Origin of the sequence: Streptomyces clavifer (assembly GCF_036345975.1) — a bacterium.
Classification (GTDB): Bacteria; Actinomycetota; Actinomycetes; order Streptomycetales; family Streptomycetaceae; genus Streptomyces; species Streptomyces clavifer.
The window spans coordinates 661,611-678,111 of the sequence record NZ_CP107793.1 but is presented as its reverse complement, the minus strand read 5'-3'; the positions used below and the strand labels follow the sequence as shown (position 1 = coordinate 678,111).

Here is a 16,501-nt window from a genome sequence, read left to right as displayed (position 1 = left end):
GGAACGCCGGATTCCCGAGAGGCCCGCTGCGACCGGTGACCTGCTGGTGACCGGGCCGCTCCCGGACCTTCAGCGCTCCGCCTTCACCCACGGTCTGACCCCGAGCTGGTGACCTCGTAGGCGGCGACGACCCCCGAGTCCATGGCGAGGCTGCCGGTGGAGACGGAGTGGCTGCGCCTGGGCGAGGGCGAAACCGATGGGAGGGTCAGCGAGGTGATCCGTACGCCGTCCTTGCCCGGATCGTCGACCTGCGTACGGATAGGCGCATCGGCCGCGCCGGCTTCCGCGGTGCCGGTGCCCTCCGTCCCGCAGGCCGTGAGCAGCAGGGTCGTCGCCGCCACAGCCGCCAGGAAGGGGGCGGTGCGGGCGAGAGCCGGACGGGGAGGGGCGGGTCTGCGCATCCGGTCATCTGATCAGGGTCCAGACCCTGCACATGTGAGGGAGGCCATATTTCCGGTCACAGGGGTGTCACAAGTCCTGGCCGTCTGTCAGTGCTGAGTTGCTCGCTCTTCTGCCCAATACCCACCGAACGGAGGCCAGTTCGACTGTGTGGGCCTCTCGGGCAGACAGCCGTCGAGCACAGTCGGTCCGATCGCCCTACGAACATGGGTACGGGTACTCAGGTCGCGGTCGCCCCCCGACGGCACAGTTGATCTCACACCGAGCAACACGGTTTCCTCACATCGGAGTTAGAGATGACTGCCTCGTCGCGGGCCCTGCCCCGGATCCTTCGCCACCACCTGGTTATCTGCTGACGCAGCGTCAGAACGTTTCACCAGGGCGCCGGTGGCGGCGCGACCGACTTCAGTGTTTCAAAGGTGGGGACAGCTTTGCGCGGTAACAAGAGACGAACGGGTGCGGCCATGGTGGCCGTGCTGCTCACGACCTGCCTGACGGCCGGCTCGGCGTCGGCCGGGACGTCCCGGACCGGGGCGGACGGAACGGGATCAGGCGGGGAGTCCGGCACGACGGCGCCCCGGGGGGAGAGCGCCAGGACCGTCGTGACGCTGATATCCGGCGACCGGGTGCACGTCGACGCGAGGGGACAGGTGACGCGCGTCCAGCCCGGTGAGGGCCGCGAACACATCGCGATGTCCGTCCAGCGGGTGGGGGCCGACACCTACGTCCTGCCGTCCGACGCGCACCTCCTGGTCGGGCAGGGCACCGTGGACCGCCGGCTGTTCAATGTGACGGGACTGCTGAGGGCCGAGTACGACGACGCGCACCGTGCGACGGTGCCGCTGATCGTCTCGTACACCAAGAGGAAGGCCACCGCGAAGACGGCGATCGCCGCCGCGGACATCCGGGTGCGCCGGAGCCTGCCCTCCCTCGCCGGCGAGGCACTGACCGCGCCCAAGAGCGACTCGGCCGGAGTCTGGGACGCGCTGACCACTGCCGACCGCCGGGGCGACGGGGCCAGGACGACGGTCCCGGGCATCGACCGTGTGTGGCTGGACGGCCGCCGCAAGGTGGCTCTCGACAGGAGCGTCGCGCAGATCGGGGCTCCGGCAGCCTGGCGGGCCGGGTTCGACGGTGCGCAGGTCAAGGTCGCCGTACTGGACACCGGTGTCGACGAAACCCATCCCGACCTCAGGGGCGTCGAGATGGCCCAGAAGGACTTCTCGGGTTCGAGCAGCACCGTCGACCACGTCGGCCACGGCACCCACGTCGCCTCGACGCTGGCGGGATCGGGGGAGAGGTCCGGCGGTACGCACCGGGGAGCCGCCCCCGGTGCCAGGATCCTGGACGCCAAGGTCCTCGACGACGAGGGGACGGGCGCCGACTCCGGCATCATCGCGGGGATGCAGTGGGCCGCCGACAACGGCGCGCGGATCGCCAACCTCTCCCTCGGGGGCGGGGACTCCACGGAGACCGACCCGCTCGAAACCGCTGTCGACCGCATATCCGCCGAGAGCGGCATCCTCTTCGTCGTCGCGGCGGGCAATGAGGGCCCCGACGCGACGACTGTCGGCAGCCCCGGCAGCGCGGCCTCCGCGCTCACCGTCGGCGCGGTCGACCGCAAGGACCGGATCGCGGAATTCTCCAGTGTCGGTCCGACCGCCGACGGCTCGCTGAAGCCCGACATCACAGCCCCGGGCACCGACATCGTCGCCGCGAAGGCGGCGAAGGGTTCGGAGGGTACTCCGGCCGTCCCCGGCTACGTGGCGATGTCCGGTACGTCGATGGCGACCCCGCACGTGGCGGGCGCGGCGGCGATCCTCGCGCAGCAGCACCCGGACTGGACCGGTGAGCGCATCAAGCAGGCGCTGACCGCCTCCGCCGAGCCGGGGAGCGGTATGTCGCCGTTCCAGCAGGGCACAGGGCGGGCCGACCTGGCCCGGGCGATCCTCCAGAGCGTGGTCAGCGAGCAGACCTCGGTGAACTTCGGCACCCAGCAGTGGCCGCACGGCGACGACGAGCCGGTGACCCGGCGGATCACCTACCGCAACGACGGCGCGGAGCCGGTCACCCTCGCGCTGTCGATGGAGACGGCCGGCCCCGGGGGCAAAGCCGTACCGGCAGGGTTCTTCGCCGTCGGTACCGACCGGATCACCGTCCCCGCAGGCGGCAGCGCCGGTGTCGACCTCACCGCCGACACCCGGACCGGGAGCCGGGACGGCATGTTCGCCGGAGTGCTCGTCGCCAGGTCGGCGGAGGGCGGCAGCAGTGTGCGCACTTCCTTCGGTGTGCAGCGGGAGGCGGAGGCGTACGACCTCACCCTCAAGTACATCGGCACCGACGGCAAGCCCTCGCGGTCGGGCACGTTCGTCCTCGGCCACGACGTCGACTTCGCGCTGAACGCCCACGACACCGAGGGCGACGGCATCGTCAGGACCCGGGTGCCGAAGGGTACCTACCTGCTGGAGACGCCGGTCCAGACCCGCAAGGGCGCACAGGGCGCCGCGGACACCGCGCTGATGGTGCAACCGAAGATCTCCATCGCCCGGAGCACCACGGTGACGTTCGACGTCCGTAGGGCGAAGCCGGTGAACATCACCGTGCCGCAGGCCGCCGAAAGCGTCGAGACCTCTGTGAAGTACTACCTGGAGACCGAGGACATCGGCTACGGCTCGGTCTGGCAGCAGAGCTCCTTCAAGGGATTCCGCATCGGCCATGTGGGCGCGGCGCTGCCGGCGAAGGAGTTCAGCTCGCACATCGGTGGTACCTGGCAGAAGGGCAGCACCACCTACAACCTGCTCTACGACCGCACCCGTTCCCTGCACACCGGGCTGGTCCACAAGGTCGCCGAGGGTGAACTGGCCCTGGTGAAAATCAGGATCGGCGCCTCAGCCAAGAGGCGCACGGGCGCGATCAGCCCCACCTGGGAGACGTCCTCCGGGGTCGGATCCGAGACGGTCAGCAAGCCGTTCGCCCTGCCCACCACCGCGAAGACGTACGTCAACACGCGCAAGGGCGTCAAGTGGGGCTTCGTGGCCGGGCAGTACGGGCCCCGAAGCGGCGAGAGCCTCGACATCATCTACGCCCTGCCCGACCTCAAGCTCTACCAGCGGGGGAAGACCTACACGCAGACGTTCAACGTCGGGGTGTTTAGCCCGAAGATCGACACGTACAACACCGCCCGCCGCTACAACAACGACCTCAGCGTCTGCATAGGGGAGTTCGCCGACGGCTCCGGTCACACCGGTGAGTCGGTGACGACCAAGCAGCGGACCCTCGTCACCGTCGACGGCAAGAAGCTGCTCAGCTCCAGTGGGGCGCTCTGCCAGGACGCCGACGGTCTGCCGTCGAAGTCCGCCACGTACCGGATCAGTACGTCCGCGGACCGGTCCACCGCGGTCGCCGGCGTGACCACGCGCCTCCTCGCCGCCTGGACGTTCACGTCGAAGAAGGTCCCGGGCGAGGAGTACGCGGCGCTTCCCCTGTCCTCGGTCCGCTTCGCCCCGAAGCTGGACCTGCGGAGCACGGCCGCGGCCGGCAAGAGGCTCACGGTCCCGGTCACCATCCAGGGTCCGGCGGCCAAGAAATTCGGGGCCCTGTCCGTCCAGGTCGCCTACGACGGCGGCAAGAAGTGGTCCAAGACCCCGGTCGTCACCGAGAAGGGCAAGCGGTCGCTCTCGCTCAGCCACCCGAAGAAGGCCACATCGGTCTCCCTCAAGGCGAAGCTCACGGACGGGAGCGGCAACACGTACCAGGTCACCGTGGTCAAGGCGTACCTGCTCAAGTAGTCGGCACCGCCGGCCACCTCGCCACCGCATGACATCGAGCCCCGCCCGGGGAATGAACGAGGACCCCCGGGCGGGGCTCCCTGCTGTCCCGGGCCGGCTGCCGCTCCCGCGCCACCAGTCTTCAGGTCCCCGGTTCGCGAAACGTCCGTCCGGGTGCCCCGGGCGGCGTCCTCGCCGGTGCCCGGGAGCCGGCCCCTGCGTGCCGCGGCGGCCGGTGGCGGGCCCCGGATGCCGTGCACCGGCCTCCTGTCCACGGTCGCGGCGGCGCCCCCGTGAAACCGGCTTCCGCGGGTCCCGTCGGCGGCGCTGCACCCGACACCCGCGCCCTGACCCCCTCTTATGGCACAACAACCATGCGAGCAGCGCGTGGCGTCGTGTTCCCTGACGCCAGGCGGGTGAGCATGTGCGGACCCAGCCCTCTTCCCGCACCGAGGCGATGCGATGTCCCGCGCCAACCACGTCCGCCCCGAGAGCGTCGCACCAAGGTGGATCCTGCGGCACCGGCCGCCGGAGCAGTCGCTGTTCAGCGGCATCTACGGCCTGGTGCTGGCCAGCGCGCTGGTGGCTGCGCTGGACGCGACGGGCGAGAAGGTCGATCCCGGCCAGGACGCGCTGTGGGTGCTGCTCACCGCGCTGGCGGCGGGTGCCGCCCACGGGTACGCACACGTCATCGCGCAGCGTGCGTCCTCCGGCAGGGCGGCAACCATGAGCAGACTGCGGCTGGTGCTCGCCGAGTGGCCGCTGGTCGCCGCCGTGCTGCCGACCGTGGGGATACTGCTTGCGGCGATGGCCGGGTGGTGGTCAGAGGCCACCGCTGTGGACACAGCCCTGCTGCTCAACACCGTCGCTCTGTTCGGCTGGGGTACTTGGGCCGCCCGCATCGCCGGGTACGGATGGCCGTCTTCGTGCCGGGCGGGGAGCCTGGACATGCTGATCGGCCTGGGGATCATCATCGCTGATGTCCTGATCGACTGATCCGTTGCTCGCGGATCACCTTGCTGACCGCATGAGCAGGGCGGGCGTAAGGGTTCGCACGCCTGCGTGAGCATCGGTTCGACAGGTGGCCCGAGAACCCCAGGACTCCCGGCGGAGACGGACACGCCTCTGGTTCAGACATCGGGGTGCGCGTCCGTCCGGAGCGTCCACGCGGCCCCGGGACAGCCTGCCGGGAGGGGCGGGAAGCGGTGGCCCTTCACGTCGGTGCTCCAATGATGGCCCGCGCCGCAGTCGCACGCGTAGATCCCGCTCTCCGGGACGATCTCGCCCGGATGCCACGCCGTCCGTTCCTCATTCATGCTCTCTGTGTACGACGCCCGGCCGGACCGCGCGACTCAGGGGCCGCCTGTCCACAGGCGTCCGCACCGAGTCACGGAGGACGGCGCGGCGACGAAGGCGGTACGAGCGCACAGAAGCGCCCCGGACCAGCGGGGTCCGGAGCGCTGCACCCCGTCTGCGGGACCTGTACGAGGCCGGCGTCCCGCACCCGCAGCGGAAGGGCATCCGCCGGGGCGGACCACCACCGGCAGCGGCCGACGACCCGACCCCGCCACAGCACTATGCGTTCGCGGCCTCCGCCAGGACGCGGGCGAGCTCGCGGGGGCGGCTGGCCATCGGCCAGTGGCCCGAGTCGAGGTCCACATAGCCGATGTCGGTGGCCCGGGCGAGGTCGGGGCACTCGCCGCCGGCGATCCACTCCTTGGCCCGGGCGGGGGTGAACTCAGGGCAGATGAGCACGACGGGGACGTCGAAGCGGCGCTCGTCGGTCAGGCGCACGACTCCCCGTGCGACCCCCTCGGGAACGGGAACAGCGGCGGACGCGAGGCGGTGCCGGGTCTCCTGGTCCAGGTCGGCGGAGTCCGCCCCCTCGAAGGGGCCCCAGCCGGGGAAGGGCATGATGCCGCCCTCGATCGCGAAGTGATCGGCGTAGGCCCGCCCGTCGGCGGCAGGGAAGCCGCCGATCAGTGCGACCTTGGCCACCTTCTCCGGTCGTGCGTCGGCGGCCAGCCAGGCCAGGCTCGCCGCGGCGGAGTGTCCCACCACCAGCGGCTTCCCCGGTGCCGCGTCAACGGCGGCGAGTACTGCTGCCAGCTGGTCGTCGAGCGTCGCGGAGGCGGTGCCGTCGCCCTGGCCGGGGAGCGTGAGCGGCACGGGGCGGTGGCTGAGCGCAGTGAGTTCGGGCACGACGTCGTCCCATACGGATCCGTCGAACCACAGACCGGCGACGAGCAGGATGTCCACGGATGTACTCCCGGAGAAGAGTCGGATCTGGCTGCCGGCACGTTATCGGGAGCCTCTGACAACGGGCTCCGCCACTCGACCCGGCGACATCGTGCTGGACGCGCACGCGGTCGTCAGCCCCGCGGACGTCGTCCCGCGCAACCGGGTCGGGGAGGGCGCCGACGGCACCGTCGCGAAGACGCGCGGCGGGTACGGACCGGAGACCCTCGGCGGAAGGCCGGTGACCGCCGCGGTGCTCACGCCCCCTCAGCCCCACACGCCTCTGAACGACTTCGTGCGCCCACGGCGTTGCACAGGCCGTGGAACAGGGACCAGGAGCGAGTGACGGCCCGCGCCGGACGAGGCCGAGCGGCTCGGCCGGCCTGGGGGAAGAGGGCTCGGTGGAAGCAAGGAGACCGTCACGCGCGCGAGCTCGCCCGTCTGCCCGCCCGTCGCAGGGCTCCGCTCACCGGCCCGCCGGGCGGGCCGAGAGCACGCGCGGGGGCCTGTCGACGTTGCGTGCCTTCGGGGCCCGCTCGTAACGTGACCGTTGCCCGTCGAGCCGACCGATCCGGCCGGTGGCCTGCGCGGTCGGCCTCGGCAGGCTCGGCCGCCCTCGGGACCGGCCGGTTCCGCACAGCCCCTCCCACCGCTGAAACCGGGTACGAATGAGTCAGTCACAGTCCACCGTCGGCGGATGGCACCGGCCTATGGTCGCCCGCCTCTCCAGTGAGGAGCACCGCGCGGCGACCGCGCTCGAGCTGTTCTTCGACCTGTGTTTCGTCACCGCTGTCGCCCAGGCGGCGACCGCGTTCGAGCACGAGCTGGCCGAGGGTCATATCGCGGACGGGGTCCTCGGCTACGCGATGGTGTTCTTCGCCATCTGGTGGGCGTGGATGAACTTCACGTGGTTCGCCTCCGCCTACGACACCGACGACGTCCCGTACCGGTTGCTCACGCTGGTCCAGATCACCGGTGCGCTCATCCTGGCCGCCGGTGCGGCCGACGCCCTCCAGCACGACGACTTCACCGTCATCACCTGGGGCTACGTCGTCATGCGGCTCGCCATGGTCACCCAGTGGCTGCGCGCCGCCCGCTCCGACCCCGAGCGCAGGAGCTCCTGCCTGCGCTACGCGGTCGGCATCCTCGTCGTGCAGATCGGCTGGGTGGCCCGGCTGGCCCTGCCCGAGGACTGGGGGCTGCCGCTGTTCGCGGTCCTGGTCCTGGCCGAGATCGCCGTCCCCGTCTGGGCCGAGGCCCCGGCCAGGACCACCTGGCACCCTCACCACATCGCCGAGCGGTACGGGCTGTTCACCCTCATCGTCCTCGGTGAGACCATCACCGCGTCCACCGTGGCCGTCCGTGCCGCTCTCGACGGGGAGGCGTCGTTCGGCGACATCGCGACCCTCGTCGTCGGCGGCGTGCTGACCGTGTTCGCCCTGTGGTGGCTCTACTTCGCACAGAACGCGCCTCGGCGCCTCACCGGCTTCAAAGCCGCCATCCTCTGGGGCTACGGCCACTACGCCGTCTTCGCCTCGGCCGCCGCCGTGGGTGCCGGGCTGGCGGTCAACGTCGCCCACGCCACGGGGCACGGCCACATCTCCGACCGGGCCGCCGCAGCGGCATTCACCATTCCGGTGGCCGTGTTCATCACCCTGGTGTGGCTGCTGCACCACCGGGCGCAGGAACTCCGCAGCCGGAACGACCTCATCCACCCGGTGGCCGTCCTCGCCGTGCTGGCCCTGACGTTCGCCCCGGGCGCGGTCCTCGCCACCGGCATCGTCGCCGCCGCGCTGGTCGCCACGACGCTCCTCGTGGCGACGCGGGCGCGCCGTGCAGCGGATCCCGCCGAAGCCGGGGCGGGAGGGGAGACCGGGCGCGCCGACGGGTAGGCACCCTGGCGCTCCCGGCAGCAGCCCTTCCGGAGCCCGCTACGTGCATCGCAGCTGTGGGTCAACGCCCGGTACGGCATGCCGTACCGGGCGGTGACCCGGCCGGGGGAGTGGGGGAAAGCCGTCTGCGCGCGGCAGGACCGGCAGGTGCGCAGCGTTGCAGCGTCCGGCAGCCGCGGAGGCCGGGGAACCACGGGCGAACGGGAGCGCCCGCGGCGCACGCGTCAGCGGTCGGCGAGGGCGCGGATCTCGGCGGCGATCAGCTTCGGGTCCTCCTCTGCCATGAAGTGGCCGCAGGACACGGTGCGGTGGCGGAGCCGGGGCGCCCAGGAGCGCCACAGTTCCTCGGCGTGGTAGCCGAGGGCGGTGCCCCAGTCCTGCTGGAGGACGGTGACCGGCATGGCGAGCTGGTTGCCGCTCGCGCGGTCGGCGGCGTCGTGATCGACGTCGATGCCGGCGGAGGCGCGGTAGTCGGCCACGATGGACGGCACGGCCGCCGCGGAGGCGTCGAGGTAGTGGCGGCGGACGTCGGCGGGGAGTGCGGCGGGGTCACTGGTCCATGCGTCGAGGAAGAACGAGAAGAAGGTGTCGGCCGCTCCCCGGATCATCTCCTCCGGCAGCCCGGGGGCCTGCGCCATCAGGTAGAGGTGGAAGCCGACCGCGCCGGACGTCCCGTGCAGCGCGTCCCACATGTCGAGGGTCGGCAGGACGTCGAGGAAGAGCGCGCGCGCCACCGCGCTCGGGTGGTCCATGGCGGCGCGGAACGCGACGAGAGCCCCGCGGTCGTGGCCGACCAGGGTGAACCGTTCGTGACCCAGTTCCGCGGCGAGACGCACGACGTCCCGGGCCATCGTGCGCTTGGAGTAGACGTCGGGGCCTGTCTCGGCGGGCTTGTCGCTGGTGCCGTAGCCGCGCAGGTCGGGGCAGACGACGGTGTGATCGGCGGCGAGGTCGGCCGCGACCTCGCGCCACATCAGGTGGGTCTGCGGAAAGCCGTGCAGGAGTACGACCGGGCTGCCGCTGCCGCCGACGGCGGCGCTCAGGGCGACTTTGTCGTCGACGGTCACGCGGTGTTCGGTGAAGCCGGGGATGCTCAGAGGGGACACGGGGTTTCTCCTGGTGCTCGTGGCAGAGTGGGCGTCCCGGACTCCTGGAGCCGGACCATCCGGGGACGCAGTCCAGGCTGAGGGCTCCGGATCAGTGATCGATGAGTGAACGGCGCGCCGGGAACGGGGCCGCCCGCGAAGGGACCGTGCCGTGGGCGTGGCGTACGGACTGCTGGGGCCGGTGGCCGCATGGGACGGGGACGGTGAACCGTTGGCGCTCGGGGCACCGCGGCACCGGGAGGTGCTGAGCCGGCTCCTGGTCGCGCGCGGCCGGGTGGTGCCGGTGGACCGGTTGGTGGCGGACCTGTGGGAGGGGGAGGCGCCGGCCGGTGCGGTGGGAGCGGTGCGCACCTTCGTGTCCGCGCTGCGCCGCGTGCTGGAGCCCCGGCGGCCCCCACGCCGGGCACCCCGGCTGCTGGTGACACAGGGGCCGGGCTACGTCCTGCACGCGGGCCGGGACGCGGTGGACGCGTGGCGGTTCGAGGACATCGCCGGCCGGGCCGGTGCGGCGGCGCCCCGGGGAGCCGTCGCGCTGTGGGACGAGGCTCTCGCCCTGTGGCGCGGTCCGGTCATCGCCGATTTCCCCGGCGCCCGGTGGGCCGCGGCCGAGCGGGCCCGCCTGGAGGCGCTGCGGCTGCACGCCGTCGAGCGCCGGAGCGACGCCCTGTTGGCTACCGGCGCCGTCCGGGAGGCAGCCGTGGAACTGGAAGCCCATGTCGCGGCGCATCCGTGGCGCGAGGACGGTTGGGTGCTGCTTGCCACCGCGCTGGCCCGCTCAGGCAGGCGCGGCGAGGCCCTCGAGGCATTGCGGCGCGCACGGCGCACCCTGGCCCGGGACCACGGCACCGGCCCCGGGCCCGCTCTGGCCCGGGCCGAGGACCAGATCCTCAAGGGCTCCCGCGGGGCCGGGGCCGAGGAGGCGGCCGGTGTCGCCGACGGGATCTGGGGCAGGGCTGCGGCGGCCTGGGAGCGCTCGGTGCCCGCCGGGTCCCGCGCCCGGCTGCACGCGACAGCCGGCCTGCTGCGCGACCTGGCCGTCACCGGCGCCACCGGGCTGGAGGAGGCCCGTGTGCACCGGCAGAGCGTCGTCGCGGCGGCCGAGGCCACCGGTGACGCTGATCTGACGGCCCGGATCATCGGCTCGTACGACGTCCCCGCCGTCTGGACCCGTGCCGACGACTCCGAGGGCGCCGGGCAACTGGTACGTGCCGCCGCCCGCGCCGCGGCGGAGCAGGCCCCGGGCGCAGCACCTGCGCTGCGGGCACGCCTGCTGTCGGTCGTCGCGGTCGAATCGCGCGGAGACGCCGCGGCGGACAGCCGGCCTGGCCGGGCCGTTGACGCGCCGGTCCTCGAACCGTGGCGGGCACGTGCGGAGAGGGCCGCGGAGGATGCCGTCCGGCTCGCGCGGCAGCTGGGTGACCCGGCGCTGCTCGCTTTCGCCCTCAACGGTGCTTTCATGCAGTCCTTCGGCCGCTGCGGCAACTGCACAGGCCGCGAGACGACCGGCCGGGAACTGATCCGGCTGTCCGGCGACCACGGACTGCCCGGCCACGAGGTCCTCGGTCGCCTCGTACGCCTGCAAGCCCTTGCCGGGCTCGGAGATCTCGACGCCGCGGAGAAGGAGGCCGAGGCCACCGACCGGCTGGCCGCACGGAGCGAGCGGCCGCTGGCGGGCGTGTTCACTTCCTGGTTCCGCGCGCTGCGGACCTGCGAGACCGAAGGCTGGGCGACGGCCCGCCCGTTGTACGCCCGTGCCCTGGAGAGCACCGCCGACTGCGGCATGCCCGGCCTCGCCCGCGGAGCGGACGCGCTGGTAGCCCTGGTGCCGGTGATGCGTGCCGACGGCGCCCTGCCGTCCCCCGACGACTTCGCCGGTCTCGACACCGGTCCGTACCGACCCTGGCTGGAGCCTTTGCTGCTGGCCGGTTCCGGTGCGGCGGACCAGGCCCGGCGGGCGTTGGACCGGGTGCCCAGGCCTCCGCACGACCTGCTTCAGGAGGCACTGTGGTGCGTGCTCGCCCGGGCCGCCCAAGCCGTCGGGCACGCACCGGTCCTGCGCCGGGCGGGCGACGCACTGGCCCCCGCCCGGCACGAACTGGCCGGAGCGGCGAGCGGTCTGGTCTCGTTCGGCCCGGTCGCCCGCCATCTGCGAGCCGTCGAGGACGCTCCGGCAGTGCATGAGTGACCGCATCGCGCCGCCCGCCGTCGACGGGGGCCCCGGTGGACGGGAGTTGGGGGCGTGCCGAGCAGGTCGAGGGGGCCCGGAGGACGGCGGAAGGTTCCGCCCAGCCGGACAGCAGCCGTGCTACCGGGGCGTCCGTAGGGAGAACTCGTTGCCGTCGGGGTCGAGCATCAGAATTGGACCGTCGCCGTCGCCTGCGTCGGTGCGCGTCGCACCGAGCGAGATCAGCCGGTGCGTCTCCGCCTCCCAGTCGGCGTCGGCGGGGAGCGCGAGCTCGAAGTACAGCCTGTTCGCGCCCGACTTCGGCGCCACCGGAGGGCCGCCCCATGTGATCTTCGTACCGCCGTTCGGCGACTGGATCGCGGTCTCCTGATCCTGGTCCCACACCAGCGGCCACCCCAGCGCCGCGCTCCAGAAGTAGCCGACCTCCTGCGTACCGTCGCAGGCCAGGGCTCCGATGAAACCGGTGTCGGCGAGGAAGTTGTTGCCCGCCTCGATGACGCAGAACTCGTTGCCGTCCGGGTCGGCGAGCACCACATGTCCCTCTTCGGGGAGTTGCCCCACGTCGATGTGCACCCCGCCGAGTGCCAGTGCCCGGGCCACCGTCTGCTGCTGATCCTCCGGGGACGTGCTCGTCAGGTCGAAATGCGCCCGGTTCTGGACGGACTTCGGCTCCTGGCCGGGCAGGAAGCGGATGCGGAAACCGGTGGGACCGGGGGGCAGAATCGTCACGTCGTCGTCCGGCCCGTCGGCCGGCTCCCAGCCCAGGACCCCGGACCAGAACCGGGCCAGGGCCGACGGCCGGGTCGCGTTGAAGCAGATCGCGAACAGTTGACTGGTCATACCCCGAGCATCTCCTACCCACCGACGGCCGGTGCGAGGCCTCGACCGCACCGCCAGCGCAGCCTAGGGTGGCCCTGCGGTACCCGCATCCGAGTTTCCGTCACCGGAGGGCTCACGGTCACCCGTCGGGTCCGGACGGGGGCCGTCCGGGGCGAGGGAGCCGCGCAGGAGGACGGATTCCCGATCCGAGCAGAGTCCGGAGACCGCTCGGGGACGCCCTGCCTGCTGATGGAGCGGCCCGTCAGGGAAGGCGTGCCCGGACTCGGTGAAGCTGCCTCGAGGAGATGCCCCGGTGGCATGGTCGGGCCCCGTCCGTACTCTCGAAGGAAAGAGCAGGTCAATGCGAAGAGCGTCGTCTCCGGAGGCGGTGGGGGCGGGACCGACGGGAGCGGCGTGCTCGTCGCCCCCTGATTCCTCGTCCTCAGCGACAGCGGACTCGCCGCACCGGCCGTCCCGGGTGTCGCGGCGAAGGTCCTGCCTGCGCGAGGTTCTCCTCCCCCTGGTCACGGTCACGGCCCTGACCGGGTGTACATCCGGACAGGGCACCGCGTGCACACTCGTGGGCATGGACTCGGCGGTCTCCGTCGTCTGGCGCCCCGCCGACTTCGAGGGCTCCGGCGGGGCGACGATCCGGCTCTGCGTGGACGGTGCGTGTGAGGAGCGGGCGTCCGGGGACCCGGGCGATCCGTTCGGACGGGTGTCGGTGCGGCTGCCGCAGGACATCGGGCCGGAGCACCTGCCGGTCGAACTGACCGTCACCCCGGTGGAGAAGGGCAGACCGGTCAAGGACAGTGCACAGGCCGAACTGACCGAGGAACGCCCCAACGGCCCCGGCTGCGGGCCGGTGGCCTGGACGGCGACCTTCCGCGCCGATCCGGTGAAGGGACTGGTCTCCCCGAAGGGCCTCGTACTCCAGGAGAAGTAGCGGCACGGATGCCCGCGGCGCGACGGGACATCCCTCCGAGCGGTCGGCGGGGCCCTCTGTTCCCCGGGCAGCACGTCTCCCTTCGCGCCCGTCCGGATCACCGCGATGGTGCGCGGACAGCACGACACGTAGAAAGGTTCGTGCTCAGGCCCTGCCACCGCCTGCCCGGGTGGATCGCCGGTCCTTCGCAGGTGGTGACACCGGCAGCCCCGACGTGCGACCCCTCGCGGACGCACCGATGAGTTCGCCCGGCGCGGCGAGTCCTACCACCGTCGGCACCCCAGCACAGGAGGAAAGCGTGTCCCAGCTACTGAGAGTCCAGAACTTCAACGTCTCGAGTGACGGAATCGGTGCAGGCGAGGACCAGACCCTGGAGAGGCCGTTCGGTCATGTCGAGCCCGAGAAGCTGTTCGCATGGGCCGGCGCCACGGCGAGCTGGCCCATGCGCACCGAGCCCGGGGGAAGCCGGGGTCTGGACGACTACTTCACGCGGGACTTCGCCTGGAACATCGGCGCCGAGATCATGGGCCGCAACAAGTTCGGTCCCCAGCGCGGGCCGTGGGAGGACCACGAGTGGCAGGGCTGGTGGGGTGACGAGCCCCCCTTCCGTACCCCGGTCTTCGTCATGACCCACCACGAGCGTCCCTCGTTCACGCTCTCCGACACCACGTTCCACTTCGTCGACGCCGACCCTGCCGCGGTGCTCGAACAGGCCAGGCAGGCGGCCCGGGGCAAGGACGTCCGGCTCGGCGGCGGAGCGACCACCATCCGGGAGTTCCTCGACGCCGATCTCGTCGACACCCTGCACGTGGCGGTCTCGCCGGTGAAGCTCGGGTCCGGGGTACGGCTCTGGGAGTCCCCCGACGAGCTGCTCGACCGGTTCCACGTGGATGTCGTTCCCAGCCCGAGCGGGGTGACGCACCACCTGTTCTGGAGGAAGTGACCCGTCCACCGGCCCTGTCGCGGGCCAGGGTTCGGCCCACGCCTCCATCGGTGTGGCGGCGGGTTGCCGATGGGGGCCCCGGTACGTGTTCCTGCCCGTGCGTGCACCCGTTCCTCATGCCCTTGGACCGTGCGAAACGGCCGACCGGGAGCGGTTCGGGTTGATGCGGGTGTCCTACCGGTGCCGGTGTGGCCACGCCGACCGGTATGCGGCTCAGTTGTGGGTGGGGTAGTCGGTGTAACCCGTCGGGCCACCGGTGTACATCGCGTACCTGGCCCGGACGGCGTTGACGGGCGCACCGGTGCGCAGGCGTTCGACCAGGTCGGGGTTGGCGAGGAAGGGGCGGCCCAGGGCGATGAGGTCGGCGCCCACGTCGAGGAGGCGTTCGGCGGCCTCCCGTCCGCCGTCGGCGGGGATCTGGTCGGCGGGCAGAACCGGATTGGCGATGAGGGAGCCGGGCCAGATCTCGCGCAGACGGGCGAAGAGGGGATGGGCAGGGGCGGCGAAGGCGATGTGGAGGTAGGCGAGGCCCTTGTCGGCATTGGCCTCGAGGAGCGCGGGGTAGAGGAGGCCGGCGTCGGTGTCGGTGATGCCGTTGACGGTGTGGCCGGGGGAGATGCGCAGGCCGGTGCGGTCGGCGCCGATCGCGTCGACGACGGCGTCGACGACCTCGGTGGTGAAACGGATGCGGTTCTCGACACTGCCCCCGTAGGCGTCACGGCGGCGGTTGGTGTTGGGGGCCAGGAACTGGTGGAGCAGGTATCCGTTGGCGCTGTGCACCTCGACTCCGGCGAAGCCGGCGTCGAGGGCGCGGCGGGCGGTGGCGGCGAAGTCGCGGACGGTGGTCCGGATGTCCTCGGCGTTCATCTCGCGCGGGGTGACCGCTGCCCGGCGTCCGGCCGGGGTGTGAATGGTTTCGGGCAGCGCCAGCGGGGAGGGTGCGATCGGTGTCAGGCCGCTGGTGTCCGGGTGTCCGACGCGTCCGCCGTGCTGGACCTGAAGGAACATGGGTCCGCCGCCCGCGGCCCGGACGGCATCGGTGATCCGGCGCCACCCGGTGGTGTGGGCATCGGTGTACAGGGCGGCGATGTTCGGGTAGGTCTGACCGACCGGGTTGGGGGTGGAGGCTTCGGCGATGATCAGGCCCGCGGCGGCACGCTGCGCGTAGTACTCGGCCATCAGCGGGGTGGCGGTGCCGTCGCTCTCCGCGCGGTTGCGGGTCATGGGGGCCATGACCAGGCGGTTGGCCAGCTCGTGGTCGCCGAGGCGGGCGGGGCGCAGGAGCGGGGACGTGGTCGTGTCGTAGGTCATGCGACTACCGTAGAACCTGACATCCATGTGAGGATCAAGGCGAAACGGCGTGATCTGTGTCATGCGCATAGGCGAACTGGCCCGGCGTACCGGAGTGAGTGAGCGCTCGTTGCGCTACTACGAGCAGGAGGGCCTGCTGTCGGCGGAGCGGACGCCCGGCGGCCACCGGGAGTACGCCGGGACGGCGGTGGCCCGGGTCCGACGCATCCAGGAGCTCTACGCGGCAGGTCTGTGCAGCGCGAAGATCGTGAGGTTGCTGCCCTGTATGAGGGACGACGGCGGGCCGGCCGAGACCGCGGACGCCTCCCTGGTGCGTGAGCTGACCGAGGAGCGGGCTCGCATGGACCGCATGATCGAGGACCTGCAGCGCTCCCGCTCCCTCCTCGACGGCGTCATCGAGGCCGCCTCGACGGATCGCACGGCGCCGTAGGCCCGGTCGGGTGATCGGGCCCGACCGGGCCGGTCGTGGGCCCCGCAGGACGGGGACCGTTCCGGTGGTCGGTGGTGGCCCCGAGAGCTCTCCCGGCCCGCAGCGCACCCGCGGCGAACGCCTGCCGGCCCCCGCTCCGCACGAATCGCCCCGTCCCGTCTCCGGCCGGGCGTGCCCATGGCCGCGCCCGTGGGCCTCTCGCGCCCGGCCAGGGAAGCACGGGCGGCGTCGCGGTCCTGGGCCCGTGGCCGCGTGGACTCGCGGGTCGGGGCGTGCGACCGCCCGCGGCCCTGCCGTCCGTACCGACGCGGCGGCCTCCCCGGACCGGCCGGAGAGGGCGGTGGTGTGCTGTGGCGCACCCGTATACGGGTCGGAACGTCGCGGACAGGCCACCCGGCCGCCCTCCGGGTGGCGACGGTCGCCGTCTTCGCCGGTTCGGGTTACGGGTTGGGTGGGGCGCGTATC

The 16,501-nt window shown here is 72.2% G+C and carries 13 protein-coding genes; 7 read left to right on the top strand and 6 right to left on the bottom strand.

The window, feature by feature from the left end; all coding sequences use genetic code 11:
* Positions 1-83: 83 nt before the first annotated feature.
* Positions 84-401, bottom strand: a complete 318-nt coding sequence (locus OG927_RS02710; RefSeq protein WP_330319634.1) for a hypothetical protein — start codon at positions 399-401, stop codon at positions 84-86.
* A gap of 429 nt (positions 402-830) precedes the next feature.
* On the opposite strand from OG927_RS02710, the gene OG927_RS02705 reads away from it, so the two are divergent.
* Together OG927_RS02705 and OG927_RS02700 are read left to right on the top strand one after the other, a co-directional pair.
* Positions 831-4,187 carry a S8 family peptidase gene (locus OG927_RS02705; RefSeq protein WP_330319633.1) on the top strand — a complete coding sequence of 1,119 codons (3,357 nt, stop codon included), beginning with the start codon at positions 831-833 and terminating at the stop codon, positions 4,185-4,187.
* A 441-nt stretch (positions 4,188-4,628) separates the two neighbouring features.
* Positions 4,629-5,162, top strand: a complete 534-nt coding sequence (locus OG927_RS02700) for a hypothetical protein (RefSeq protein ID WP_319101487.1) — start codon at positions 4,629-4,631, stop codon at positions 5,160-5,162.
* Between the two features lie 134 nt (positions 5,163-5,296).
* Here OG927_RS02700 and OG927_RS02695 read toward each other — a convergent pair whose 3' ends face one another.
* Together OG927_RS02695 and OG927_RS02690 are read right to left on the bottom strand one after the other, a co-directional pair.
* Entirely contained in the window at positions 5,297-5,482 is a 186-nt protein-coding gene (locus OG927_RS02695) for a hypothetical protein (RefSeq protein WP_079099372.1), read from the bottom strand.
* 259 nt (positions 5,483-5,741) lie between these two features.
* Positions 5,742-6,425 (bottom strand): alpha/beta fold hydrolase, encoded by a 684-nt coding sequence (locus OG927_RS02690; protein WP_319101490.1) that lies wholly within the window; start codon positions 6,423-6,425, stop codon positions 5,742-5,744.
* A 647-nt stretch (positions 6,426-7,072) separates the two neighbouring features.
* On the opposite strand from OG927_RS02690, the gene OG927_RS02685 reads away from it, so the two are divergent.
* Positions 7,073-8,296 (top strand): low temperature requirement protein A, encoded by a 1,224-nt coding sequence (locus OG927_RS02685; protein WP_056794911.1) that lies wholly within the window; start codon positions 7,073-7,075, stop codon positions 8,294-8,296.
* Between the two features lie 224 nt (positions 8,297-8,520).
* Here OG927_RS02685 and OG927_RS02680 read toward each other — a convergent pair whose 3' ends face one another.
* A complete protein-coding gene (locus OG927_RS02680; protein WP_319101493.1) occupies positions 8,521-9,402 on the bottom strand; it encodes an alpha/beta fold hydrolase in 882 nt (293 codons plus the stop codon).
* Between the two features lie 151 nt (positions 9,403-9,553).
* Between OG927_RS02680 and OG927_RS02675 the strand changes: the two genes are divergently transcribed.
* Positions 9,554-11,587 carry a BTAD domain-containing putative transcriptional regulator gene (locus OG927_RS02675; protein WP_330319632.1) on the top strand — a complete coding sequence of 678 codons (2,034 nt, stop codon included), beginning with the start codon at positions 9,554-9,556 and terminating at the stop codon, positions 11,585-11,587.
* 120 nt (positions 11,588-11,707) lie between these two features.
* Here the strand turns inward: OG927_RS02675 and OG927_RS02670 are convergent, their stop codons facing one another.
* Entirely contained in the window at positions 11,708-12,427 is a 720-nt protein-coding gene (locus OG927_RS02670; RefSeq protein WP_330319631.1) for a VOC family protein, read from the bottom strand.
* A gap of 565 nt (positions 12,428-12,992) precedes the next feature.
* Here OG927_RS02670 and OG927_RS02665 point away from each other — a divergent pair.
* Positions 12,993-13,352: a hypothetical protein gene (locus OG927_RS02665; protein WP_319101499.1), complete on the top strand. Its 360-nt coding sequence runs from the start codon at positions 12,993-12,995 to the stop codon at positions 13,350-13,352.
* A gap of 298 nt (positions 13,353-13,650) precedes the next feature.
* The gene (locus OG927_RS02660) at positions 13,651-14,295 is read left to right on the top strand and encodes a dihydrofolate reductase family protein (RefSeq protein WP_056794897.1); all 645 of its coding nucleotides are present in this window, start codon (positions 13,651-13,653) and stop codon (positions 14,293-14,295) included.
* A 213-nt stretch (positions 14,296-14,508) separates the two neighbouring features.
* Here OG927_RS02660 and OG927_RS02655 read toward each other — a convergent pair whose 3' ends face one another.
* Positions 14,509-15,606, bottom strand: a complete 1,098-nt coding sequence (locus tag OG927_RS02655; protein ID WP_056794895.1) for an alkene reductase — start codon at positions 15,604-15,606, stop codon at positions 14,509-14,511.
* A 61-nt stretch (positions 15,607-15,667) separates the two neighbouring features.
* Between OG927_RS02655 and OG927_RS02650 the strand changes: the two genes are divergently transcribed.
* On the top strand, positions 15,668-16,036 hold the full coding sequence (locus OG927_RS02650; RefSeq protein WP_124283401.1) for a MerR family transcriptional regulator: 369 nt from the start codon (positions 15,668-15,670) through the stop codon (positions 16,034-16,036).
* Positions 16,037-16,501: the final 465 nt, after the last annotated feature.